Raw genomic sequence first — 22,340 nt, 5'->3', positions numbered from 1 at the left:
GGTGTGATAGCGCGATAGGCCGAGCGCGCGCGGCCCATCCGGCGCGACGTCCAGAGTGTGGAACGGGTATCAGACGCAACGGCGTTTGGCCCGTAACGTGCTGCCTCATGCGCCAGCCCGTGGCGGAGGGCATCACGGGTGGGAATCTCCGCCGATGGCAATCGGCGTCCAGCCAGGACGTTGCATGAAACCGCAGGGACTGTTCCGATGCTGTGTCACCGCGCTGCTGTTGTTGACCAGCGCCACCGCCGTTGCCCAGACCGCGCGCATCGAACGCGCCGATGTGCAGGCCATTACCGATGCCAGTGCCCGTGATGTGGCCGCGCTGATTGCCCAGCCGGGCTTCGCTGCGGCGGTGACCGGCGCACTCACCACGCGCCCCGACGGCGTGCCGCTGGCCCAGGTGATGGCCCGCTTCGACCCGCAGGCGCGCACCCAGGCCACGCGCGCGCTGGCCGCCCAGGATCGCCAGCTGCGCCAGCGCAAGGGGCTGCCCGCCATCGGCGCGGACCTGCTGCAACTCCGCGCCTACGTACCTACCGGTACCCGGCTGGCCGACATGCCCGCCGCGCAGCTGTGGGTGGCAGTGTTGCCACGCGGCGATGACCGCCACTGGACCACGCTGAACGCCTACGACCCACAGGGACGCCGCCACACGCTGGACGCGCGCACCGCGCCAGCCTTCCCGGTGTTGATCGTCGACGTGGATACGCGCACGGCGATGGAAGAGGGCATGGCGGTGGTCAACGCCGGGCTGCAGGCGCGCGGCCTGCAATCGCCGGACCGCGTCCGGTTGGCCGCCAACGGCAGCGCGTCGCTCGACCTGACCCGGCTGGACCGCATCCGGCTGGCCGACGACCAGGAGCCGTGGGCGCTGGGCGGGGCGGAGGTATTCGCCGTGGTGTCGGGCCTGCAGATCGGTGCGGCCGAACCGGAGATCGCCACGCTGACCCTGCCGTACCTGGACCACGACAACACCGACTACACGCCCGGCCAACCGCTGGTGGTCTGGGGCAACTACCGCTTCGACGCGGCCAACGTGCAGCTGTTCGAAGATGACGGCGATACCAACTACCAGGATTTGCTGGTGGCATTGACCGATGGCGTCAAGGTGGCGCTGGGCGCCTTCGCGCCGGAGTACGCGGTCATCGCCGACATCGCCGGGGCCATTCTCAAGGCGATGCCCGCCAGCTGGTTCGCCAACGACACCGATTATCTGGACAGCTTCTACCTGCTGCAGCGCGGGCAGACCTACACCGACCGCATGGGCGCGGCCAACAATGCCAAGGTCGCGCTGGCTCCGGTGACACTGACCGAATAGCCCGGTAGTGCCGGCCGCTGGCCGGCTCCTCGTGAGTCCACGGTTTCGCCTGGAGCCGGCCAGCGGCCGGCACTACCGGGTACGGCTCATGGAAGCCGGCCCATAACCGGGTGTAGCCATGAAAAAACGGCGGCGCTTTCGCGCCGCCGTTTGCGTTTCAGATGCCATCGCGCTCAACAGCAGCGCCCACCGTTCCTGCCGCCGTAACGCGCCTCCTGGCGCTCGCGGAAGAAGGTCTTGTAGTCCATCGGCACCCGGTCGGGATGGTTCTCCAGCACGTGACGCACGTAGTTGTCGTAGTCGGGAATGCCGCAGCACAGGCGCGCGGTCTGTACCAGGCGCCGCCACAAGCGGCGGTGCGCCTGGTACTGGCCGACGGTGACCAGTTCGGTACCCATTACAGGTCCGCCATCTGGTGCGGCTGCAGCGCCACGTACGGGGTTTCCTGGTCGCTGCGCTGCGGGTTGCGGCGGGCCAGGACGATCGTCTTGATCGCATAGGCCAGGATCGAGAACACCACGAACAGGAACAGCACGGTCAGCCCGGTATTGACGTAGGCATTGACCACGATCTGCTGCATCTGTTCCAGACTCTTGGCCGGCGCGGTGATGGTGCCGGTGGCGATCGCGTCCTGGAACTTGTGCGCCTGGGCCAGGAAGCCCTGGGCCGGGTTCTTGTCGAAGATCTTGATCAGCCCGGCGTAGGTGGTGCAGATCAGCAGCCATACCGCCGGCACCGCGGTGACCCAGGCAAAGCGGTCGCGCTTCATCTTGAACAGCACCACCGTGCCCAGCATCAGCGCGATCCCGGCCAGCATCTGGTTGGAGATGCCAAACAGCGGCCACAGGGTCTGGATGCCGCCGAACGGGTCGACCACGCCGGTGTAGAGCAGGTAGCCCCACAGCGCCACGCAGCCGGCGGTGGCGATGATGTTGGCCGTCCACGATTCGGTCTTCTTCAGTGCCGGGATGAAGTTGCCCAGCAGGTCCTGCAGCATGAAGCGACCGGCACGGGTACCGGCATCGACCGCGGTGAGGATGAACAGGGCTTCGAACAGGATCGCGAAGTGGTACCAGAACGCCATCATCGCGTTGCTGCCGCTGGGGATGGCCTGGTGCAGGATCTGCGCGATGCCAACGGCCAGGGTGGGCGCGCCACCGGCGCGGTGCAGGATGGTGGGTTCACCGATGGCCGCTGCGGTCGCCTCCAGTTGTTCGGGGGTGATGGTGAAGCCCCAGGTGGTGGTGATGTAGTGCGCCGCCGAGGCCGCGTCGGCGCCGATCACCGCCGCCGGGCTGTTCATCGCAAAGTAGATGCCCGGTTCGATGATCGAGGCCGCCACCAGGGCCATCACCGCCACGAACGATTCCATCAGCATGCCGCCGTAGCCGATGTAGCGCATGTGGCGCTCATTGGCCAGCAGCTTGGGCGTGGTGCCCGAAGCGATCAGGGCATGGAAGCCCGACACCGCGCCGCAGGCGATGGTGATGAACAGGAACGGGAACATTCCGCCCTTCCACACCGGGCCGTCGCCGCTGGCGGCGAACTGGGTCAGCGCCGGCATCTTCAGCTCGGGCATCACGATCAGGATGCCGATCGCCAGCGCCACGATGGTGCCGATCTTCAGGAAGGTGGACAGGTAGTCGCGCGGCGCCAGCAGCAGCCACACCGGCAGCACCGAGGCGACGAAACCGTAGCCGATCAGCATCCAGGTGATCTGGATGCCGGTGAAGGTGAAGGCCGGGCCCCAGACCGGGTCGGCGGCGACCCTGCCGCCGTACCAGATCGCCGCCAGCAGCAGGACCAGGCCGACCACCGAAATCTCCCCGATCTTGCCGGGGCGGATGTAGCGCATGTACACGCCCATCAGGATCGCGATCGGCATCGTGGCGATCACGGTGAACATGCCCCACGGGCTTTCGGCCAGCGCCTTGACCACTACCATCGCCAGCACGGCCAGGATGATGATCATGATCAGGAACGCGCCGAACAGCGCGATGGTGCCGGGTACCTGGCCCATTTCCTCGCGGACCAGGTCACCCAGCGAACGGCCGTTGCGGCGGCTGGAGATGAACAGCACCATGAAGTCCTGCACCGCACCGGCCAGCACCACGCCAACCACCAGCCACAGCAGGCCGGGCAGATAGCCCATCTGCGCGGCAAGCACCGGCCCGACCAGCGGCCCGGCCCCGGCGATGGCGGCGAAGTGGTGCCCGAACAGCACATGCTTGTTGGTGGGAACGTAATCCAGGCCGTCGTTGTTGAGTACCGCCGGGGTAGCCCGGGTCGGGTCCAGCTGCATCACCTTGTCGGCGATGAACAGGCTGTAGAAGCGGTAGGCGATGAGGTAGATGGAGACGGCGGCCACCACGATCCACAAGGCGTTGATGTGCTCGCCCCGGCGCAGTGCCACTGTTCCCAGACAGAACGCGCCGAGCAGCGCGAGCGCGGCCCAGCCCAGCTTGGAAAAACCTTTCATGAGATTGCGTCTCCCTGAATATCACCGTAAGAGTCTGCCTTGGCACTGATCGGGTCAATGCAAAGACGGGGTCTTGCCGCTAGTACTTTGGTCGTAGTGCGCAACGCGGGTGGGGTGGGAAAGCGGACACGGCGGCCGTGCGCGGCATGCGCACGTCACCGCTGGAACAATCGGTTGCGGGCATGGCGGTTGGCGGCCACGGCGGGTGCGCCCATCTTGTTCCTGGTTTCCTTTCGCTGGAGTCAACATGAGCAGCCCAATCCCGGCGCGCGTGCAGCGCACCATCCGTGGCGCGGCCACCTCCGATGGCGCCGGCGTGCGCCTGACCCGGGTGATCGGTGGGCCGTCGCTGCCCGACCTGGACCCGTTCCTGCTGCTGGACGAATTCGGCACCGACCGCGCCGAGGACTACCTTGCCGGCTTCCCCAGCCATCCGCACCGCGGGTTTGAAACGGTTACCTACATGCTCGATGGGCGCATGCGGCACAAGGACAACCACGGCAACGAAGGGCTGCTCACCCCGGGCAGCGTGCAGTGGATGACCGCCGGCCGCGGCCTGGTGCATTCGGAGATGCCCGAGCAGGAATCGGGGCGGATGCGCGGCTTCCAGCTGTGGGTGAACCTGCCGGCGCGCGACAAGATGACCGCGCCGAAGTACCAGGAATTCGCCCCCGAGCGCATTCCGCAGACCACGCCGGCCGAAGGCGTGCAGGTGAAGGTGATCGCCGGCCGGGTCGGCGACACCACCGGCCCGATCGTGCAGCCGGCCACCGATCCGCTTTATCTGGATATCACCCTGGCCGCGCACACCGGGTGGGACTATCGGTTGCCGCCGGGCCATAACGCGTTCGCCTATGTTTTCGAGGGCGGAATGACGGTGGGGCAGGACGCCGATGCGCGGCCGGTGGCGCGCCAGGAACTGGCGGTGCTCGGCGGCGGTGAGGCGCTGCAGCTGCAGGCCGGGGCTGACGGTGCACGGCTGATCCTGGTCGCCGGCCGTCCGCTGCGCGAGCCGGTCATGCGGCACGGCCCGTTCGTGATGAACACCCGGCAGGAACTGATGCAGGCCTTCGTGGATTTCCAGGAAGGGCGGTTCTAGGTAATGCCGGCCGCTGGCCGGCAACCACGTGATGCCCGATGTTCCCGCGCGGTGCGCCGTGCACCGCCCTGGCCATCTCAGCGCCCTGCGGCAACCGCTGTCGGGTTCAGGTTCATCCCCTGGGTGAGGGTCTGCAGCGTGCCCAGTTCCTGCGCATCGCCGGCATACAGGGCGATCTGCGCATAGCGGTTCTTGTCGTACTTGACCACGGTGATGCGCCGGGTGTCGTAGCCCGGCGGCTTCTGGCCGCCCAGGTCGGGCTGGTACCAGTACAGGGTTTCGCCGGCAAAACCGCCTTTTTCCTGGCGCAGCGGACGGCTCAGCGGCAGCGCCGGATCGCGTGTGCTGAGCATCAGGCTGAGCACTTCGCGGCCGTCGCTGGTGCTGGCCTTGCACAGGATGAAATCGGTTTGTGCCTGTTGCTGCCATTGCAGGCCGCTGCCGGCAGGCAGGGATGGACATTCGTTCGGCGCCTGGGCCGATGCCGCCACAGCGGACGACAACAGGATCAGGCACACGGCAGCGCGCAGGACGTTCATGCTTTCCCCCAAGGTCGGAATGGCCGCGCACGTGCCTGGCAGAAGATTCCGGTGGCCATGCGAGCCCTGGCCGACCGCAGCGCAATCCCCATGCGCGTCCCGGAACACCCTCCGCCAGGTGACGGCGTGGTGATTTCGACCTTAACGGAATGTGACTGGATCTACAAATAAAGGTTTCAGATGAACCAGATCGAGCGCCAAGACCGTCTCGATTGCGGGCGCGGTGAGCCACCGCGCCCGCCATCGGTCAGCGCGGCTCGGCGCCGATCCACTTGTAGACGATGCCGCCGATCAGCCCGCCCAGCAGCGGCGCCAGCCAGAACAGCCACAACTGGCCCAGCGCGCCGCTGCCGGCGAACACCGCCACTGCAGTGGAACGGGCCGGGTTCACCGAGGTGTTGGTGACCGGGATGCTGATCAGGTGGATCAAGGTCAGGGCCAGGCCGATCGCGATCGGGGCGAACCCGGCCAGGGCCTTGCCGTGGGTGGCGCCCATGATCACCACCAGGAACACCGCGGTCAGCACCACCTCGCACAGGAACGCGGCGGCGATGCTGTAGCCGCCCGGGGACAGCGCGCCATAGCCGTTGCTGGCGAAGGCGCCGGCCTGGCTGCCGTCGATGGCAAAGCCCGGCGCACCGGAGGCGATCTGCAGCAGGATGAAGCCGGCCAGCACGCCGCCCAGCACCTGGGCCACGATGTAGGGGAGCAGGTCGCGGGCCGGGAAGCGGCCACCGGCCCACAGCCCGACGCTGACCGCAGGATTGAAGTGCGCGCCGGAAACGTGCCCGAATGCATAGGCACCGGTCAGCACGGTCAGGCCGAAGGCCAGCGCCACACCGAGGAAGCCGATGCCCAGCGGATTGCCGTCACCGCCGAACTTGGCGGCCAGCACGGCACTGCCGCAGCCGCCCAACACCAGCCAGAACGTGCCGAGGAACTCGGCCGCCAGACGTTTGCCCATGCTCATCAATCAGTCTCCACAGAATGCCCGGGGTGGGTGGGTGAAAAGTAGCTGAATCAGGGTTCATCCGGGTGAAGGTGGCGTTAAGGCGGCGCGCGGTGCGGCTCAGTGGTCCGGCAGCGGGATGAATTCCTGGTCGTCGCCGGGAATGGTGCCGAAGCGGCCGGCTTCCCAGTCGTGCTTGGCCTGCTCGATGCGCTCGGTGGAGCTGGACACGAAGTTCCACCACAGGTGGCGCGGGCCATCCAGCGGTTCGCCGCCGAGCAGCATGGCCTTGACCGGGGTCTTGGCGCGCAGCCGGCCGCGGGCGTTGTGTTCGGGCAGGATCAGGTGCTGGGCCGGCAGGTCCACGCCGTCGAGCTGGGCGTCGCCTTCGAGAATGTAGATGGCGCGCTCGGTGTGGCCGGTGTCCAGGTCGATTTCAGCGCCCGGGTCGAGGTCGATGGCCACGTTGAGGGTGTCGGCGAACACCTTCACCGGGGATTCCTCGCCATAGGCACGGCCGGCGATCACGCGCAGCCAGGCACCGTCGCGGCGCTGCTGCGGCAGGGTGGCGGCGGCGTGGTGGAAGAAGCCCGGGTCGGTTTCCTCGAAGTTCTTCGGCAGCGCGACCCAGGTCTGCATGCCGTGGATGGGATGGTCATGCTGGCGTTCGGGTGGCGGGGTGCGTTCGGAGTGGGCGATGCCGCGGCCGGCGGTCATCCAGTTGACATCGCCGGGGCGGATCACCTGGTCCGAGCCGAGGGTGTCGCGGTGGCCGATGGCGCCGGACCACAGGAAGGTGACGGTGGCCAGGCCGATATGCGGGTGCGGGCGCACGTCGATGCCGGTGCCGGGGGCGAGCACGGCCGGGCCCATCTGGTCGACGAACACGAACGGGCCGACGCTGCGCGCCTGCAGGGTAGGCACGGCGCGGCGTACCTGGAGGCCGCCGATGTCGTGGACGCGGGGGGCAATGATCGTCGTCATGCGGGCTTTCTCGCTGGCGTGGACAGGAGGGCAGGATGGCATGCGGCGGTGGGGTTGGGATGACCTGTTTGGGTAACAAGTTGTTGCGCGGGACGGTGGAACGCCACATGACGAAGCCGACGTGCAAACGGCGTCTACTGGCGCACGTTTACCGTGTGCCACCCGGCCACCTCCGGACACGTCGCCGCGTCGGCGGTCAGAAGGAGCAGCGGCAACAGCGGGGGAGACGACGATGAGACCCTGCAAACAATGACGCCACCTTACGGTGGCGTCATCATTTCACCCGTTGGCAGAAAACTCAGGCCACCGGTTCGCGCAACGCGGTGGCGTCCCAGCCCGGGCGCGGCGCAAACCGGTCGCCATGGCGCTGCTGCAGCACCTTCAGGCGTTCCACCAGGGCGTCGGCGCCGGTGGCGCGGATGTGCTGGATCGGGCCGCCGCGGAACGGGGCGAAACCGGTGCCGAAGATCACCCCGGCGTCGAGCAGGTCGGCATCGGTCACCACGCCTTCGTGCAGGCAGGCCACCGCCTCGTTGAGCAACGGCAGGATCAGGCGGTCTTCCAGGTCGGCGGGCACGGCGTAGTTGGCCGGCACGTCCGGCTTCTGCGCGCGGCCGTTGTCCCACTTGTAGATGCCCTGGCCGTCCTTCTTGCCGCGCTTGCCCGGCTCGACGGTCTGCAGCGCAGCGGGAATCTGCAGGCCCAGGAACGGCGCCAGCTCCTTGCCCACCCCGGCGGCCACGTCCAGGCCGACCGTGTCCAGCAGTTCGATCGGGCCCATCGGCATGCCGAACGTCACCGCCGCCTTGTCGATCACCGGGCCGGGAATGCCTTCGGCATAGGCGGTGGCTGCTTCGAGCATGTACGGGAACAGCACCCGGTTGACCAGGAAGCCCGGGGTGCCCGCCACCGGTACCGGGAACTTGCCCAGCGCCTTGCAGAACGCCGCCAGCCGCTGCTCGGTGTCCGCCGCCATGCCGTCGTGGTGGATGATTTCCACCAGCGGCATCTGCGCCACCGGGTTGAAATAGTGCAGGCCGGCGAACTGCGCCGGGTGCTCGATATGGTCGCGCAGTTCGATCAGCGGGATCGAGGAGGTGTTGGTGGTCAGCAGCGCACCGGCCTTCATCTTCGGTTCCAGCGTCTGGTACAGGCTGCGCTTGGCATCGGCGTCTTCGATGATCGCCTCGATCACCAGGTCGGCCAGTGCCACGCCCTCACCGGCCAGGTCGGCCTTCAGCCGCGCGGCCACCGCCGGCCGCTTGGCCTCGTCGCGGACCTTCTTGGCAAACAGCGCCTGCGCGCGTTCCATGGCCGGGTCGATGAAGCGCTGCTCGCGGTCCTGCAGGGTCACGTTGAAGCCCTTGAAGGCCGCCCAGGCAGCGATGTCGCCGCCCATCACGCCGGCGCCGACCACGTGCACGTGGCTGATGCGGTGGTCCTTGCCACCCAGCCCCTTCAGGCGTTCGGTGAGGAAGAAGATGCGGATCAGGTTGCGCGCGGTCGGGGTGGCGGCCAGCTTGACCACCGCGCGGCGCTCGGCGTCCAGGCGGGTCTGGATCGGGCTGCCGCCGGTGCGCGCCCAGGTGTTGATCAGCGCATACGGGGCCGGGTAGTGGTCCTTTTTGGCCTTGCGCGCTACTTGTTTGGCCATCTGCGGGGCCAGCAGCTTGCGTGCCAGCCAGGTATTGGTGGCCCACGCAGTGGCGCGCTGCCTGAACGGGCGGGTGGTGCCTGACAGGCCCAGCGCGACGGCGGTATCGAGCAGCACGGCCGGGGCCACCACCTTGTCGACCAGGCCGATGCCGCGTGCGGCCGACGCCGACAGGGTGCGGCCGGTCAGCATCAGGTCCATCGCCGCCGGCGCGCCGACCAGTTGCGGCAGGCGCGAGCTGCCGCCCCAGCCGGGGAAGATGCCCAGCTGGGTTTCCGGCAGGCCGATGCGGGTGGAGGCATCGTTGGAGGCCACCCGGTAACGACAGGCCAGCGCCAGCTCGGTGCCGCCGCCCAGGCAGTGGCCATGGATCGCCGCCACGGTCGGGCAGGGCAATTCGGCCAGTTTCTGGTAGGTGCTCTGGCCGCGGCGGATGGCGTCGTTGACGGTGCCGCGGCGGTCGAATTCCTGGAACTCCTTCAGGTCCGCACCGGCGATGAAGCCGGCCGGCTTGATCGACTGGATCACCACCGCCTTGGGCGGGTCCATGGCGATGCGCTCGATCAGGTCGCCCAGTTCCAGCAGCACGTCCTGGGACATCGCATTGACGCTGCTGTCGTGGCGGTCGAGGCTGAGCACCACGACACCATCGTCACGGATCTGCGGGTGCCAATGTGAGAAGCGGAGCCCATCGAAGCCTGAGAGCATGGGAGCGTTCCATCCGGTTGTGTATGGAGAAGGGGGCTATGATCCAGAGGTTGTTTCCTCCCCGTCAAATCCCTATAGCTGGGGGAAGGCCGGGCCCGGATCATGGCCGTGGACGGGAACCTTAACGGAACGGTAGTTAAAAGCTGGTGCGGCGTCGGGCGATCGGTCGCTGAACTTTTCCCGGGATTGGCAGTCTCATTGCCCGACGTCGGTTGGGCTGACAGGAGTGCGGCCCCACATGGCCGAGGTTGAAACACCACAGGAGCTGGACCTGGAGCTGGTCCGGCGCGTGCAGCGCGGCGAACGTGCGGCCTTCGATGTGCTGGTACGCAAGTACCAGCATCGGATCGTGGCCCTGATCGGGCGCTACATCGCCGACTGGAGTGAATGTCAGGACGTTGCCCAGGACACGTTCGTCCGCGCCTACCGCGCGATCGGCAGTTTCCGTGGGGACGCCCAGTTCTATACCTGGTTGCACAGGATCGCCGTGAATACCGCCAAGAACCATCTCGCCGCCCACAACCGCCGCCCGCCCACCGATGACATCGACATCGGCGATGCCGAGCAGTTCGACAGCGGTACCCGCCTGCGCGATACCGACACCCCCGAGCGCGAACTGATGCGCCAGGAGTTGGAGCAGACGGTGATGAAGGCGGTATCGGCGTTGCCCGAAGAACTGAGGTCGGCCATCACCCTGCGCGAGGTGGAAGGCCTGAGCTATGAGGATATCGCGCAGAAGATGGGGTGTCCGATCGGCACCGTGCGCTCGCGGATCTTCCGTGCGCGTGAGGCGATCGACACTGAACTCCGGCCGCTGCTGGATGTCGGCAGCGCCACCCGCGAGAAGAGCCGCGCATGAATCCGAACCTGTCCCCTTCCCCTTCCACCGGCGCGCCGGCCGACAAGTTCGACGCCCACCACCGCCAGCAGCTGTCGGCGCTGATCGACGGCGAGCTGCCGGCCGAACAGGCGCGCTTCATGCTGCGCCGGCTGGAGCACGACCAGGCGCTGTCCGGCTGCCACGAGCGCTGGCAGCTGCTTGGCGATGTGCTGCGTGGCCAGGCCTGCGCGCCCGCCCCGGCCGGCTTCAGCGATGCGGTCGCCCAGGCCGTGGCTGGTGAGCCGCTGCCGGCCGCGCAGGCCGGCGCCGAGCGCCGCAGTGAACGCCGCAGCGGCTGGCGCCGCTGGGGCGGCGGTGCGGCATTGGCCGCGTCGGTGGCGGCGGTGGCGATGTTCATGACCCGCCAGCAGCTGCCCGAGCAGGCACCGCTGGATACGCCGACCACGGTGATCGCCAGCCAGGCCACGTTGCCGGTGGCGCCGCCGGCGACGGCCGCCTCGGTCGACGCTGGCGTGGCCATGGCCGCCGTGCCCGCCGCCGCGGTGGCGGCCGCCAGCCGCCGCCAGGACGTGGCCGCCGCGCGCCGGGCCAGTGCCACCCGCACCCAGCAGGCCGCGCGCAGCGCCGCCGGGCGCAGTGCGCAACCGCAGCGCGCGCTGGCCAGCCAGGCCGCGCCCCTGGCCCCGGCACTGCCGGCCGCCCATGCCCGCAAGTTCCCGTTCGGCGATGTCGGCAGCCTGCAGGCCAAGCCGTGGCCGCGCTCGACCCTGGCGCCGGCCGCGGGCGGGGCGCTCAATGCCAGCCTCTCGGCGCAGGAGCCCCAGGCCGCCTTCTACCCCTTCGAGCCGCGCCTGCAGGAGACCGACCCGGTCGTGCCGGCGCCACGCCGGCAGCGCGACTGAGCCTGGCTGTCCCGCGTTCCCGCTACTCCCCTGCATCCGGCCTGCTGGCCGGAACGCCGGCCCTTTTCCCCTTTCCTACCCCCGGAGGCCGAGTCTGATGACCCCCCGCAAGCGTACCCAGGCCATGACCCTGCTGGCCCTGACCCTGCCGTTGATGGCCTGCGCCCAGGCGCCGGCGCCGGCTGCTCCCGCCGCCACCGCCGCGCCGGCCGCCGCCCCGCGTGCCCCGGCCCCGCAGCTGGTCAGCGGCCTGCCGGACTTCACCAACCTAGTCGAACAGGTCGGCCCGGGCGTGGTCAACGTGGAAACCACCATCGTGCGCAGCAACCGCCAGGCCCGCGGCATGGGCCCGGGCGGCGATGAAATGCCCGAGTTCTTCCGCCGCTTCTTCGGCCCGGACTTCCAGATGCCGGGCCAGGAGCCGGGCGGCCAGGACGACAGCCCACGCATCCAGGGCCGCGGCATGGGTTCGGGTTTCATCATCTCCGCCGACGGCTATGTGCTGACCAATTACCACGTGGTCGCCGACGCCAGCGAGGTCAAGGTCAAGCTCGGCGACCGCCGCGAATTCACCGCCAAGGTGATTGGCAGCGACCAGCAGTACGACGTGGCCCTGCTCAAGATCGACGGCAAGAACCTGCCGACCGTGCGCGTGGGCGACTCCAACACGCTCAAGCCGGGCCAATGGGTGGTCGCGATCGGGTCGCCGTTCGGGCTGGACCACTCGGTCACCGCCGGCGTGGTCAGCGCCGTGGGCCGCAGCACCGGCGGCGCCGACCAGCGCTACGTGCCGTTCATCCAGACCGACGTGGCCATCAACCAGGGCAATTCGGGCGGCCCGCTGCTCAATACCCGCGGCGAAGTGGTCGGTATCAACTCGCAGATCTTCTCCGCCTCCGGCGGCTACATGGGCATCAGCTTCGCGATCCCGATCGACCTGGCCATGGGCGCGGTGGAGCAGATCAAGAAGACCGGCAAGGTCAGCCGCGGCCAGCTGGGCGCCATGGTCGGCGCGGTGACCGCCGATGTGGCCCAGGGCTTCAAGCTGCCCGACAGCCGTGGTGCGCTGGTCAACCAGCTCGTTCCCGGCAGTGCCGCGGCCAGGTCCGGGCTGGAAGTGGGCGATGTGATCCGCTCGGTCAACGGGACCCCGATCAACGTGTCCAGCGACCTGCCACCGCTGATCGGCGCGCTGCCGCCGGGCACCAAGGTGCGCATCGTGGTGCTGCGCGAGGGCAAGGAGCGCGAGATCAGCGCCACCCTGACCGAACTGGCCGACGATGCCGACCGCAGCCCGGTGCGTCCGGCCGCCGAAGCGGCCAAGCCCGAAGCCGGTGCCAACGCCCTGCTGGGGCTGGAGGTGGCCGACCTGACCGCCCCGCAGCGCCAGCAGCAGGGCCTGGCGGCGGGCGAGGGCGTGCGGATCACCCGGGTCAACGGGGCGAACGCGCGCGACGCCGGCCTGTCGCCGGGCATGGTGGTGCTGCAGGTCGGGCGTACCCCGGTCGGCAGCGTGGCGGCGCTGAACAAGGCGCTGGCCGGGTATGGCAAGGGCGATGTGGTCATGTTGCTGATCCGGGTCAATGGGAACAGCGCCTTCGTGCCGGTCAAGGCCGGGCAGTAAGCCCCGCCAGCCCTGCGTTTCCGGGCCCGCTTCGGCGGGCCCGGTCGTTTCTGCCGGGCCGATCGGGCCAATCGCAGGCCGGGCCACGCGGGGGCCGGCCTGCCGTGCGATAATCGGCAGTCATCCTGACGACGCGACGCGCCGCCGCCACCTATGTCTTCTGATTCGATGCGGTTCATCCGCAACTTCTCCATCATCGCCCACGTCGACCACGGCAAGTCCACGCTGGCCGATTGCATCATCCAGCTTTGCGGCGGCCTCCAGGCCCGTGAAATGGAAGCGCAGGTGCTCGACTCCAACCCGATCGAGCGCGAGCGTGGGATCACCATCAAGGCCCAGTCGGTGTCGCTGCCGTATGTAGCCAAAGACGGCAATACCTACCATCTGAACTTCATCGACACCCCCGGGCATGTCGACTTCTCCTATGAAGTCAGCCGCTCGCTGGCGGCCTGTGAAGGCGCGCTGCTGGTGGTCGATGCGGCCCAGGGCGTGGAAGCGCAGTCGGTGGCCAACTGCTACACCGCGGTGGAGCAGGGGTTGGAAGTGGTGCCGGTGATCAACAAGATCGACCTGCCCACTGCCGACATCGAGCGCGCCAAGGCCGAAATCGAAGCGGTGATCGGCATCGACGCCACCGATGCGGTGGCGATCAGTGCCAAGACCGGCCTGAACGTGGTCGACGTGCTGGAGGCGATCGTGCATCGCATCCCGCCGCCGGCGCCGCGCGCGACCGACAAGCTGCAGGCGCTGATCATCGACTCGTGGTTCGACAACTACCTGGGCGTGGTCTCGCTGGTGCGGGTGATGCAGGGCCAGATCAAGGCCGGCGACAAGCTGCAGGTGATGTCGACCGGGCGCAACCACCAGGTTGAAAACGTCGGTGTGTTCACCCCCAAACGCAAGGCGCTGCCGGCGCTGCGTGCCGGTGAAGTGGGCTGGGTCACCGCCAGCATCAAGGACGTCCACGGCGCGCCGGTCGGCGACACCCTGACCCTGGCCGCCGATCCGGCGTCCGAGGCGCTGCCGGGCTTCCAGGAAATGCAGCCGCGCGTGTTCGCCGGCCTGTTCCCGGTCGATGCCGAAGACTACCCGGACCTGCGCGAGGCGCTGGACAAACTGCGCCTGAACGATGCAGCGTTGCGTTTCGAACCGGAAAGCTCCGAGGCGATGGGCTTCGGCTTCCGCTGCGGCTTCCTGGGCATGCTGCACATGGAAATCGTGCAGGAGCGCCTGGAGCGCGAGTACAACCTGGACCTGATCAGCACCGCGCCGACGGTGGTCTATGAAGTGCTCAAGACCGACGGCAGCATCATCAACATGGACAACCCGGCCAAGCTGCCGCCGGTGAACATGGTCGATGAGATCCGCGAGCCGATCATCCGCGCCAACGTGCTCACGCCCGAGGAATACATCGGCAGCATCATCAAGCTGTGCGAAGAAAAACGCGGCAGCCAGATCGGCATCAACTACCTGGGCAGCCAGGTGCAGATCAGCTACGAGCTGCCGATGGCCGAAGTGGTGCTGGACTTCTTCGACAAGCTCAAGTCGGTCAGCCGCGGCTATGCCTCGCTGGACTACCACTTCGTGCGTTTCGATGCCGGCCCGTTCGTCCGCGTGGACGTGCTGATCAATGGCGACAAGGTCGATGCGCTGTCGCTGATCGTGCACCGCAGCCATGCCGACCGCCGCGGCCGCGAGCTGTGCGAGAAGATGAAGGAACTGATCCCGCGCCAGCAGTTCGACGTGGCCATCCAGGCCGCGGTGGGCTCGCAGATCATCTCCCGCACCACGGTCAAGGCCATGCGCAAGAACGTGCTGGCCAAGTGCTATGGTGGCGACGTTTCGCGCAAGAAGAAGTTGCTCGAAAAGCAGAAGGAAGGCAAAAAGCGCATGAAGCAGGTCGGCCGCGTGGAAATCCCGCAGGAAGCCTTCCTGGCCGTGCTGCAGATGGACAAGTAAGGCCGGGCGCCCGTCCGGCACCCGCGCGGCACCGGCCAGGTGCCGCCGGGCGCGCAGGGCGGCACCGACCTGCCGTACCGGCACCCGCAGCCACCGTTTCCAAGGACACTGCATGAAATTGTTTGAGATCCTCCTGGTCGTACTGACCCTGGCCTCGGGCCTGATCCTGCTCGCCGACAAGCTGTACTTCGCCAAGCGTCGCGCCGCGCGCGCCGGGTTGCTGGACTCCGAGCCGGTGCTGGTGGACTACTCGCGGGCGTTCTTCCCGGTGCTGGCGATCGTGCTGATCGTGCGCAGCTTCATCGCCGAGCCGTACAAGATCCCGTCCAGCTCGATGATGCCCAACCTGCTGATCGGCGATTTCATCCTGGTCAACAAGTTCGCCTACGGCCTGCGCCTGCCGCTGAACAACGCCAAGGTCGTGCCGGTGGGCGAGCCCAAGCGTGGCGACGTGGTGGTGTTCCACTTCCCGGGCCATTCCGATGCCGACCCGGCCAAGGGCGAGAACTTCATCAAGCGCGTGATCGGCGTGCCCGGCGACCAGATCGTGTTCCAGGGCAACGGCCTGACCCTCAATGGCCAGCCGCTCACCTACGACAACAAGGGCCTGTACGCCGGCCACCGCGGCCAGGGCGAGGGCAGCTCGCTGCTGGTGGAGCACCTGCCGGGCCGTACCCATACCGTGCTGGAGACCGATTACCCGCGTGGCGAAGGCCAGTGGACGGTGCCGGCCGGCAAGTACCTGGTGATGGGCGACAACCGCGACAATAGTGACGATGGCCGCTTCTGGGGCCTGCTGCCGGAAGAAAACCTGCGCGGCAAGGCATTCCTGATCTGGCTGAACTGCTCGGGCTGGTTCTGCAAGGACGGTTTCGAGCCGTCGCGGATCGGTTCGGGCATCCATTGATCCATGGCACAGGCGTATCTGGGGAGAACGCAATGAAGACGATGAACACGCAGCGCGGCATGACCTTGACCTCGTTCCTGGTGGTATTGATCGTGGTCGCCTTCGGCCTGTATATCGGCATGAAGCTGTTCCCGATGTACTCGGAGTACTACTCGGTGCGTTCGGCGCTCAAGGGCCTGGCCAAGGAGCCGGGCGTGGGCAACATGGAGCCGGCGCGGGTCCAGGAGATGTTCTTCAAGCGCCTGGACATCAGCTTCTCGGAAAACGTGAAACCGTCCAATGTGAAGTTCGAGCGCGTCGGCGGTGGCTGGAACATGAAGGTCAACTACGAGGTCCGTCGCCAGTTGATCGGCAACCTGGACGTGGTTGGCAAATTTGATACGCATCAGGAATTGACCCTCAACGGTGTCGACTAAGACTTTCCAACGCGGTGACCTGATCGGCCACCCCTTCCAGGATCCGGGCCTGCTTCAGCAGGCCCTGACGCATCGCAGTGCCGGCAGCCCGAACAATGAGCGGCTGGAGTTCCTCGGCGACAGCATCGTCAACATGATGGTGGCCCAGGCGCTGTACGCGCGCTGGCCCAAGGCCGACGAAGGCGCGCTGACCCGCGCCCGCGCCGAACTGGTGCGCGAAGGCGCGCTGGCGGTGATCGCGCGCACCCTGGAGCTGGGCGACCGCCTGATCATGGGCCCGGGCGAGATGAAATCCGGTGGCCACCGCCGCGACTCGATCCTGGCCGACGCGCTGGAAGCGGTGGTGGCGGCGATCTACCTGGATATGGGCTTTGCCGCCTGCCAGGCGGTGGTGCTGCCTTGGTTCAGCGCCTCCATGGAGGCCCTGCCGGCCACCGGCAAGCCCGAAAAAGACCCGAAGACCCGATTGCAGGAATGGCTGCAGGCCCGGCAGCGGGCACTGCCCCTGTACGAGCTGGTGTCAGAGTCGGGTGACGAACATGCCAAGATCTTCCGGGTACGCTGCGGCGTAGCCGATCCTGCTGTCAGCACCGAAGGCGAAGGTGCCTCGCGACGGCTGGCCGAACAACAGGCGGCTGCGGCCGCCCTCGAGCAACTGGATTCCAAGTGAGCGAAGCAACCCCCCATCGTTGCGGCAGCGTAGCGGTCATCGGCCGCCCCAATGTCGGCAAATCCACCCTGACCAACGCCCTGGTGGGCGCCAAGGTCAGCATCGTGTCCAACCGGCCGCAGACCACCCGGCACCGGTTGCTGGGCATTGCCAGCTATCCGGAAGGGCAGCTGGTGCTGGTGGACACCCCCGGCCTGCACCGGGCGCAGAAGCGCGCCATGAACCGGGTCATGAACCGCGCCGCGCGCGGTTCGCTGGAGGGCGTGGACGCGGGCATGCTGGTGATCGAAGCCGGCCGCTGGGACGAGGAGGACACCCTGGCCTTCAACGTGCTGCGCGACTCCGGGATTCCGGTGGTGCTGGTGGTCAACAAGGTCGACCGGCTCAAGGACAAGGGCGCGCTGCTGCCGTTCCTGCAGCAGGTCACCGAAGGGCGCACGTTCGCCGCGGTGCACCCGATCTCGGCGCAGAAGCGCAACGGCCTGGAAGCGCTGGTACGCGACCTGCTCAAGCTGCTGCCCGAAGCCCCGCCGATGTTCGGCGAGGATGAGATCACCGACCGCAGCCAGCGGTTCCTGGCCGGCGAGCTGGTCCGCGAGCAGCTGATGCGCCAGTTGGGCGAGGAACTGCCGTATGCCACCACGGTGGAAATCGAGCGTTTCGTCGAGGACGGCAACCTGCTGCGCATCGGCGCGGTGATCTGGGTCGAGCGCGAAGGCCAGAAGGCGATCGTGATCGGCAAGGGCGGTACCCGCCTGAAGGAGATCGGCGCCAAGTCGCGCCTGCAGATGGAGCGGTTGTTCGGCGCCAAGGTGTTCCTGGAAACCTGGGTGCGCGTGCGCGAGGGCTGGTCGGACGACGAAGCCGCGCTGAAGGCGTTCGGCTACGAATAAGCCGGGGCCCATGGCAACCGGCGGCTGAGCCATGCGCATCGACGACGAGCCGGCCTTCGTGCTGCACGCCCGCCCCTGGCGCGAGACCAGCCTGCTGGTGGAGGTGCTGACCGAGCAGTACGGCCGCATCGGGGTGCTGGCGCGCGGCCTGAGCAGCCCGCGCAGCCAGGCGTTGCGGGCGGCCCTGCAGCCGTTGCAGTGGATCCGCCTGACGGCGGTGCAGCGCGGCGAGCTGGCCCAGCTGCGCGGGGCCGAAGCCCTGGATGCCGCCCCCCGGCTGGGCGGGGAGGCAATGCTGGCCGGGTTCTATATCAACGAACTGATGATGCGGCTGGCGCCCCGCCAGGACCCGCTGCCGGAGCTGTACGACCACTACGGGCGGGTCCGCCAGCGCCTGCGCGACGGCGAGCCGCTGGCCTGGACCCTGCGCCGTTTCGAACGTGACCTGCTGGACGTGCTGGGGGTGGGTTTCGACCTGCGTCACAGCAGCGACGGCCACCCGCTGGACCCGGCCGCGCGCTACCAGTTGGACCCGCAGGAAGGGCCGCTGCGCCTGCTCAGCGACCGCGGCGCGCAGCAGCGCCAGGGCGCGGCCACCGGCAGCGCGCTGCTGGCCCTGGCCGCCGACGCCATGCCCGGAGCCGACGACCTGGCCAGCCTGCGCCGGGCGATGCGCGCGGTGCTGCTGCACCACCTGGGCGGGCGCGGCTTGAAATCCTGGGAGATGCTCGAAGACTTGGCCCGGCGCCGGTAGGTCCGAGCCACGCTCGGACATCGTGGTGCCGGAACGAAGAGCATCCGACAACGGGTCGGATCTACGGGTCTCCCGAGGGTAGGTCCGGGCCCGCCACTCAATGCAGCAACGATTCCACCGCCGCCTGGAACCGGGTATGCGCACCGGTCGAATCCGGGGCCTGGTGCAGTTGCCGGACCGCCCGCGCCAGCCGCGCCGCGCCGACAAAGCCGCAGCTGGCCTGCAGCCGGTGCAGTTGCCCATGCAGGGCGCGCAGGTCGTGCAGCAGCAGCGCCTGGGCAACCGCGTCGCGGACCCCGGGCAGCTCGGCCAGGAACAGTTCGCGCAGGGCGATCAGATGGTGGCGCTGCCCATTCAGCGCGGCCAGGGCGGTGATTTCGTCCCAGTCTTCACGTTCGGCTTCGCTGGCGCCGATGCCCGGCGCCGGGGCACTGCCCGGGCTGTTGACCAGCGCCCGCCGCACCGCCTTGAGCAATTGCTCGCGGGACAAGGGCTTGACCAGCGTCTCGCTGAAGCCGGCATCGCGCAGGCAGGCGTGGATGCTGGTGTCGCCATCGGCGGTATGGGCCAGGGCCGGGGTGTCCGGGCGGGAACGGCGCAACTGGTGCAGCAACTCGGTGCCATTGCCATCGGGCAGGTTGACGTCGATCAGCCACAGGTCGTGCTGGCCGCTGCGGCCGCGGTCCATGGCCGTGGCCAGCGAATCGGCGGTGTCCACCTGCGCCGGCAGGGTCTCCAGCGCGGCCTTGAAGAAGCCGCGGCTGATGGTGTCGTCCTCGACGAGCAGGAATCGGGGCATGGGGTCCCGTTGGGTCATCTGCATTGTGCTTGCCTCCATCCATGTCAGCTCTGCCCATATTAAACATGACAGCGCGCGCTGCAAGCGTTTCCAGCCTGGCCGGGGCCGTCGGACGTTCGTATCTGCGACAATACGCACCCTTTTTGCCCGCAGCCTGTTGCCACGTGGCCCGAACCCGCTCCCGACTCGACCGTACGCCTTTCCAGACCACCATCGTCGACCTCAGCCATGATGGCCGTGGCGTTGCCCGCCGTGAAGGCGAGGGCAGCAAGGTCACCTTCATCACCGGCGCGTTGCCGGGCGAAGTGGTGCGTGCCGAACCGACCGCGCGCAACCGCCATTTCGACGAGGCGCGCACCCTGGAGGTGCTGCAGCCCTCGCCGCAGCGGGTCACCCCGCAGTGCCCGCATTTCGGCGTCTGCGCCGGCTGCGTGCTGCAGCATCTGGATGAATCGCAGCAGATCGTGGCCAAGCAGCGCGTGCTGATGGACAACCTGACCCGGATCGGCCATGTCAGCCCGGGCACGGTGCTGCCACCGCTGGTCGGCCAGAGCTGGGGTTACCGCCGCAAGGGCCGCTTCTCGGTGCGCCGGGTGGAGAAGAAGGACAAGACCCTGGTTGGTTTCCGCGAGCAGGATCCGCGCTTTGTCGCCGACCTGGGCCAATGCCTGACGGTGATCCCGCAGATCGGCAGCAAGGTCTCGGTGCTGGCCGAATTCATCGAAACGCTTGAAGGCAAGCGCGATATCCCGCAGATCGAGTTCATCGCCGGCGACGAAACGGTGATGCTGACGATCCGCCACATGCTGCCGCTCAGCGACGCCGACCGCGCCGCCTGGATCGGCTTCGGCCAGGAACACGGCTTTGCCATTTCGCTGCAGCCCGGTGGCGTGGAGTCGGTGCATCCGCTGTGGCCGGCGCAGGCGCCGCTGTCGTTCAAGCTGGCGCCGTGGGACGTGGAGCTGGCGTTCCGTCCGCTGGACTTCATCCAGGTCAACGCCCCGCTCAACGTGAAGATGATCCAGCTGGCGCTGGAACTGCTCGATGCCGGCCCGGACGAGCGGGTGCTGGATCTGTTCTGCGGGCTGGGCAATTTCACCCTGCCGCTGGCGCGTACCGTGCGCGAGGTGGTCGGGGTGGAAGGCGAGGCCGGGCTGGTGGCGCGCGCCCGGGAAAACGCCGAGCGCAATGGGCTGGGCAATGCGCAGTTCCATGCAGCCGACCTGACCCAGGACCAGCGGCAGGCGCCGTGGATGCGCCAGGGCTTTGACAAGCTGTTGCTGGACCCGCCGCGGTCGGGGGCGATCGAGGTGCTGCAGCAGCTGCCGTTGAAGCAGTTCAAGCGCATCGTCTATGTAAGCTGCCATCCCGGTTCGCTGGCGCGCGATGCCGGTTATCTGGTCAACGAACAGGGCTTCACCCTGGTCAGTGCCGGTGCGATGGACATGTTCCCGCACACCGCGCACGTGGAAAGCATCGCGGTGTTCGAGCGGCGCTGAGCGGCGCTACGGCAGCATCGGGCGCATGCGCCGGATTACGGCGCTGCGTTCTGCCACTGCCCGTCCACCCAGGTGAACGCCATGCTCTGTTGGCCGCGTTCATCGCCGGCAGTGGCGGTCACCTCGCATTCGATCACCGGCGCCTCGTCGCCGATCTCGCAGTCCTCCACCGCCAACACCTCGGCCGCGCCGGCGGCATATTCCAGCTCCCGGCGGGTTTGCGCATCGTCGCTGCGCGCCAGGCGCTGCCTGAACTGTTCGCGCAACAGCACCTGCACGCGCGCCACCGGCGGCACCGGCACCGGCAGGTTGCGCTGCTCGCCGGCCAGCGTCCATTGCGCCTGCACCAGGCTGAAACGCAGCAGGCGGTGCACCGGCTCCGGGCCGGCCTGGGCGGTGACGATGCAGTCCACCGTCGGCGAGGTCGTGCCGGCCACCGGCAGGCAGCTGGACAACGCCTTCAGGCGCGGACGGAACGCCTCGGCCACCAGGCGGCTGCTGTCGCTGGTGGGGCGATCGGCGATGGCCGCATCGAACATCGTGTCCATCGCTGCTTGCGCCTGTGCCAGCGAAGGGCCCGCCAGCGTTGCCGCAATGGCAGGGGCGGCGAGCAGGGCAAGAACGGGCAGGGCGGAGCGAAGCGGCGGGAGGCGACGGCGTGTCATCAAGGCCGGATCCTGGGAAGGGGCGCGCAGTGTAGGCGCAGCACACCGTCGCGGGTAGGCAGCGTTGGGCACCCCCGCCATACTGTGTTCATGGGCATTGAAATCGAACGCAAATTCCTGGTCACCGGCGATGGCTGGCGCGCTGCCGCGCACGCGGTCATTCCGATGGCGCAGGGCTACATCAACGACACCGCCGCGCTCGACAGCGGCGCACAGAAGGCCTCGGTGCGGGTGCGCATCCAGGGCGGGCAGGCGTTCGTCAACTTCAAGTCGCGCGATATCGGGCATACCCGCCAGGAGTTCGACTACCCGATCCCGCCCGACGATGCCCGCGCGCTGCTGGCGCTGTGCGTGGGCGGGCTGATCGACAAACGCCGGCATCTGGTCCGGCATGCCGGGCTGGTCTGGGAGGTGGATGAATTCCTCGGCGACAACGCCGGGCTGGTGGTGGCCGAGGTCGAACTGGAGCATGCCGACCAGGTCATCGCCAAACCCGACTGGGTCGGCCTGGAGGTCACCGACCAGGTCCGCTACTACAACCTGGCCCTGGCCGCGCACCCGTATGCGCGCTGGTCGGCGGCTGAACGGGGCCCGTAGGTACCCACCGTTGGTGGGTACGTGGGTGGGTACGAATGCTTGCTACGCAGATGCGCGAAGACCCCTTGTTTTGGCCGCCCG

General features: G+C 68.1%; 21 protein-coding genes. 13 read left to right on the top strand and 8 right to left on the bottom strand.

The window, feature by feature from the left end:
- The first annotated feature begins 184 nt into the window (after positions 1-184).
- A complete protein-coding gene (locus AC3ITM_RS13925) occupies positions 185-1,321 on the top strand; it encodes a DUF3103 family protein (protein ID WP_489265780.1) in 1,137 nt (378 codons plus the stop codon).
- Positions 1,322-1,494: 173 nt separating this feature from the next.
- Here the strand turns inward: AC3ITM_RS13925 and AC3ITM_RS13920 are convergent, their stop codons facing one another.
- Both AC3ITM_RS13920 and AC3ITM_RS13915 read right to left on the bottom strand, forming a co-directional pair.
- Positions 1,495-1,719, bottom strand: coding sequence for a YbdD/YjiX family protein (locus AC3ITM_RS13920; protein ID WP_228884231.1), 225 nt, complete (start codon positions 1,717-1,719; stop codon positions 1,495-1,497).
- A complete protein-coding gene (locus AC3ITM_RS13915; protein ID WP_489265779.1) occupies positions 1,719-3,800 on the bottom strand; it encodes a carbon starvation CstA family protein in 2,082 nt (693 codons plus the stop codon). Before AC3ITM_RS13915 ends, AC3ITM_RS13920 begins: the two co-directional genes overlap by 1 nt.
- Before the next feature lie 247 nt (positions 3,801-4,047).
- On the opposite strand from AC3ITM_RS13915, the gene AC3ITM_RS13910 reads away from it, so the two are divergent.
- Complete coding sequence (locus AC3ITM_RS13910) at positions 4,048-4,899, top strand: pirin family protein (protein WP_489265777.1); 852 nt, start codon at positions 4,048-4,050, stop codon at positions 4,897-4,899.
- A 77-nt stretch (positions 4,900-4,976) separates the two neighbouring features.
- On the opposite strand, the gene AC3ITM_RS13905 is transcribed toward AC3ITM_RS13910, so the two are convergent.
- The 4 genes from AC3ITM_RS13905 to AC3ITM_RS13890 form a co-directional block, all read right to left on the bottom strand.
- Positions 4,977-5,438 (bottom strand): hypothetical protein, encoded by a 462-nt coding sequence (locus AC3ITM_RS13905; RefSeq protein ID WP_489265776.1) that lies wholly within the window; start codon positions 5,436-5,438, stop codon positions 4,977-4,979.
- A gap of 247 nt (positions 5,439-5,685) precedes the next feature.
- Positions 5,686-6,408 (bottom strand): aquaporin Z, encoded by a 723-nt coding sequence (gene aqpZ / locus AC3ITM_RS13900; RefSeq protein ID WP_489265774.1) that lies wholly within the window; start codon positions 6,406-6,408, stop codon positions 5,686-5,688.
- A gap of 99 nt (positions 6,409-6,507) precedes the next feature.
- A complete protein-coding gene (locus AC3ITM_RS13895) occupies positions 6,508-7,371 on the bottom strand; it encodes a pirin family protein (protein ID WP_489265773.1) in 864 nt (287 codons plus the stop codon).
- A 298-nt stretch (positions 7,372-7,669) separates the two neighbouring features.
- The gene (locus tag AC3ITM_RS13890) at positions 7,670-9,733 is read right to left on the bottom strand and encodes a 3-hydroxyacyl-CoA dehydrogenase NAD-binding domain-containing protein (RefSeq protein ID WP_489265771.1); all 2,064 of its coding nucleotides are present in this window, start codon (positions 9,731-9,733) and stop codon (positions 7,670-7,672) included.
- A 238-nt stretch (positions 9,734-9,971) separates the two neighbouring features.
- On the opposite strand from AC3ITM_RS13890, the gene rpoE reads away from it, so the two are divergent.
- The 9 genes from rpoE (at position 9,972) to recO (ending at position 18,699) form a co-directional block, all read left to right on the top strand.
- On the top strand, positions 9,972-10,592 hold the full coding sequence (gene rpoE, locus AC3ITM_RS13885; protein WP_228884238.1) for an RNA polymerase sigma factor RpoE: 621 nt from the start codon (positions 9,972-9,974) through the stop codon (positions 10,590-10,592).
- A complete protein-coding gene (locus AC3ITM_RS13880) occupies positions 10,589-11,476 on the top strand; it encodes a sigma-E factor negative regulatory protein (protein WP_489265769.1) in 888 nt (295 codons plus the stop codon). Before rpoE ends, AC3ITM_RS13880 begins: the two co-directional genes overlap by 4 nt.
- Before the next feature lie 97 nt (positions 11,477-11,573).
- The gene (locus AC3ITM_RS13875; protein ID WP_489265767.1) at positions 11,574-13,100 is read left to right on the top strand and encodes a DegQ family serine endoprotease; all 1,527 of its coding nucleotides are present in this window, start codon (positions 11,574-11,576) and stop codon (positions 13,098-13,100) included.
- 168 nt (positions 13,101-13,268) lie between these two features.
- On the top strand, positions 13,269-15,059 hold the full coding sequence (gene lepA, locus AC3ITM_RS13870) for a translation elongation factor 4 (RefSeq protein ID WP_489270112.1): 1,791 nt from the start codon (positions 13,269-13,271) through the stop codon (positions 15,057-15,059).
- A 112-nt stretch (positions 15,060-15,171) separates the two neighbouring features.
- Positions 15,172-15,966, top strand: coding sequence for a signal peptidase I (lepB, locus tag AC3ITM_RS13865; protein ID WP_489265765.1), 795 nt, complete (start codon positions 15,172-15,174; stop codon positions 15,964-15,966).
- A gap of 32 nt (positions 15,967-15,998) precedes the next feature.
- Positions 15,999-16,382: a DUF4845 domain-containing protein gene (locus tag AC3ITM_RS13860; RefSeq protein ID WP_228884243.1), complete on the top strand. Its 384-nt coding sequence runs from the start codon at positions 15,999-16,001 to the stop codon at positions 16,380-16,382.
- Entirely contained in the window at positions 16,372-17,052 is a 681-nt protein-coding gene (gene rnc, locus AC3ITM_RS13855; protein ID WP_228884244.1) for a ribonuclease III, read from the top strand. The genes AC3ITM_RS13860 and rnc overlap by 11 nt, the downstream gene beginning before the upstream one ends.
- Positions 17,049-17,945 carry a GTPase Era gene (era, locus tag AC3ITM_RS13850; RefSeq protein ID WP_228884245.1) on the top strand — a complete coding sequence of 299 codons (897 nt, stop codon included), beginning with the start codon at positions 17,049-17,051 and terminating at the stop codon, positions 17,943-17,945. The genes rnc and era overlap by 4 nt, the downstream gene beginning before the upstream one ends.
- Before the next feature lie 31 nt (positions 17,946-17,976).
- Positions 17,977-18,699 carry a DNA repair protein RecO gene (gene recO / locus AC3ITM_RS13845; RefSeq protein WP_489265764.1) on the top strand — a complete coding sequence of 241 codons (723 nt, stop codon included), beginning with the start codon at positions 17,977-17,979 and terminating at the stop codon, positions 18,697-18,699.
- 97 nt (positions 18,700-18,796) lie between these two features.
- Here the strand turns inward: recO and AC3ITM_RS13840 are convergent, their stop codons facing one another.
- A complete protein-coding gene (locus tag AC3ITM_RS13840; protein WP_489265762.1) occupies positions 18,797-19,522 on the bottom strand; it encodes a response regulator in 726 nt (241 codons plus the stop codon).
- 140 nt (positions 19,523-19,662) lie between these two features.
- Between AC3ITM_RS13840 and rlmD the strand changes: the two genes are divergently transcribed.
- On the top strand, positions 19,663-20,997 hold the full coding sequence (gene rlmD / locus AC3ITM_RS13835; protein WP_489265760.1) for a 23S rRNA (uracil(1939)-C(5))-methyltransferase RlmD: 1,335 nt from the start codon (positions 19,663-19,665) through the stop codon (positions 20,995-20,997).
- A gap of 35 nt (positions 20,998-21,032) precedes the next feature.
- On the opposite strand, the gene AC3ITM_RS13830 is transcribed toward rlmD, so the two are convergent.
- On the bottom strand, positions 21,033-21,545 hold the full coding sequence (locus AC3ITM_RS13830; protein WP_489265758.1) for a hypothetical protein: 513 nt from the start codon (positions 21,543-21,545) through the stop codon (positions 21,033-21,035).
- A 207-nt stretch (positions 21,546-21,752) separates the two neighbouring features.
- Between AC3ITM_RS13830 and AC3ITM_RS13825 the strand changes: the two genes are divergently transcribed.
- Positions 21,753-22,259: a CYTH domain-containing protein gene (locus AC3ITM_RS13825; protein ID WP_489265757.1), complete on the top strand. Its 507-nt coding sequence runs from the start codon at positions 21,753-21,755 to the stop codon at positions 22,257-22,259.
- The last annotated feature ends 81 nt before the right edge of the window (positions 22,260-22,340 follow it).

It is taken from the genome of Stenotrophomonas sp. KH_029, assembly GCF_057839765.1.
Note: the sequence above shows the minus strand (reverse complement) of the source record. Positions and strands in the feature narration are given on the sequence as shown.

Bases quoted from the DNA above. Each gene is read 5' to 3' on its own strand.
- AC3ITM_RS13925 (WP_489265780.1), top strand. From the start codon at position 185: ATGAAACCGCAGGGACTGTTCCGATGCTGTGTCACCGCGCTGCTGTTG.
- AC3ITM_RS13920 (WP_228884231.1), bottom strand. From the start codon at position 1,719: ATGGGTACCGAACTGGTCACCGTCGGCCAGTACCAGGCGCACCGCCGC.
- AC3ITM_RS13915 (WP_489265779.1), bottom strand. From the start codon at position 3,800: ATGAAAGGTTTTTCCAAGCTGGGCTGGGCCGCGCTCGCGCTGCTCGGC.
- AC3ITM_RS13910 (WP_489265777.1), top strand. From the start codon at position 4,048: ATGAGCAGCCCAATCCCGGCGCGCGTGCAGCGCACCATCCGTGGCGCG.
- AC3ITM_RS13905 (WP_489265776.1), bottom strand. From the start codon at position 5,438: ATGAACGTCCTGCGCGCTGCCGTGTGCCTGATCCTGTTGTCGTCCGCT.
- aqpZ (WP_489265774.1), bottom strand. From the start codon at position 6,408: ATGAGCATGGGCAAACGTCTGGCGGCCGAGTTCCTCGGCACGTTCTGG.
- AC3ITM_RS13895 (WP_489265773.1), bottom strand. From the start codon at position 7,371: ATGACGACGATCATTGCCCCCCGCGTCCACGACATCGGCGGCCTCCAG.
- AC3ITM_RS13890 (WP_489265771.1), bottom strand. From the start codon at position 9,733: ATGCTCTCAGGCTTCGATGGGCTCCGCTTCTCACATTGGCACCCGCAG.
- rpoE (WP_228884238.1), top strand. From the start codon at position 9,972: ATGGCCGAGGTTGAAACACCACAGGAGCTGGACCTGGAGCTGGTCCGG.
- AC3ITM_RS13880 (WP_489265769.1), top strand. From the start codon at position 10,589: ATGAATCCGAACCTGTCCCCTTCCCCTTCCACCGGCGCGCCGGCCGAC.
- AC3ITM_RS13875 (WP_489265767.1), top strand. From the start codon at position 11,574: ATGACCCCCCGCAAGCGTACCCAGGCCATGACCCTGCTGGCCCTGACC.
- lepA (WP_489270112.1), top strand. From the start codon at position 13,269: ATGCGGTTCATCCGCAACTTCTCCATCATCGCCCACGTCGACCACGGC.
- lepB (WP_489265765.1), top strand. From the start codon at position 15,172: ATGAAATTGTTTGAGATCCTCCTGGTCGTACTGACCCTGGCCTCGGGC.
- AC3ITM_RS13860 (WP_228884243.1), top strand. From the start codon at position 15,999: ATGAAGACGATGAACACGCAGCGCGGCATGACCTTGACCTCGTTCCTG.
- recO (WP_489265764.1), top strand. From the start codon at position 17,977: ATGCGCATCGACGACGAGCCGGCCTTCGTGCTGCACGCCCGCCCCTGG.
- AC3ITM_RS13840 (WP_489265762.1), bottom strand. From the start codon at position 19,522: ATGCAGATGACCCAACGGGACCCCATGCCCCGATTCCTGCTCGTCGAG.
- AC3ITM_RS13830 (WP_489265758.1), bottom strand. From the start codon at position 21,545: ATGGACACGATGTTCGATGCGGCCATCGCCGATCGCCCCACCAGCGAC.
- AC3ITM_RS13825 (WP_489265757.1), top strand. From the start codon at position 21,753: ATGGGCATTGAAATCGAACGCAAATTCCTGGTCACCGGCGATGGCTGG.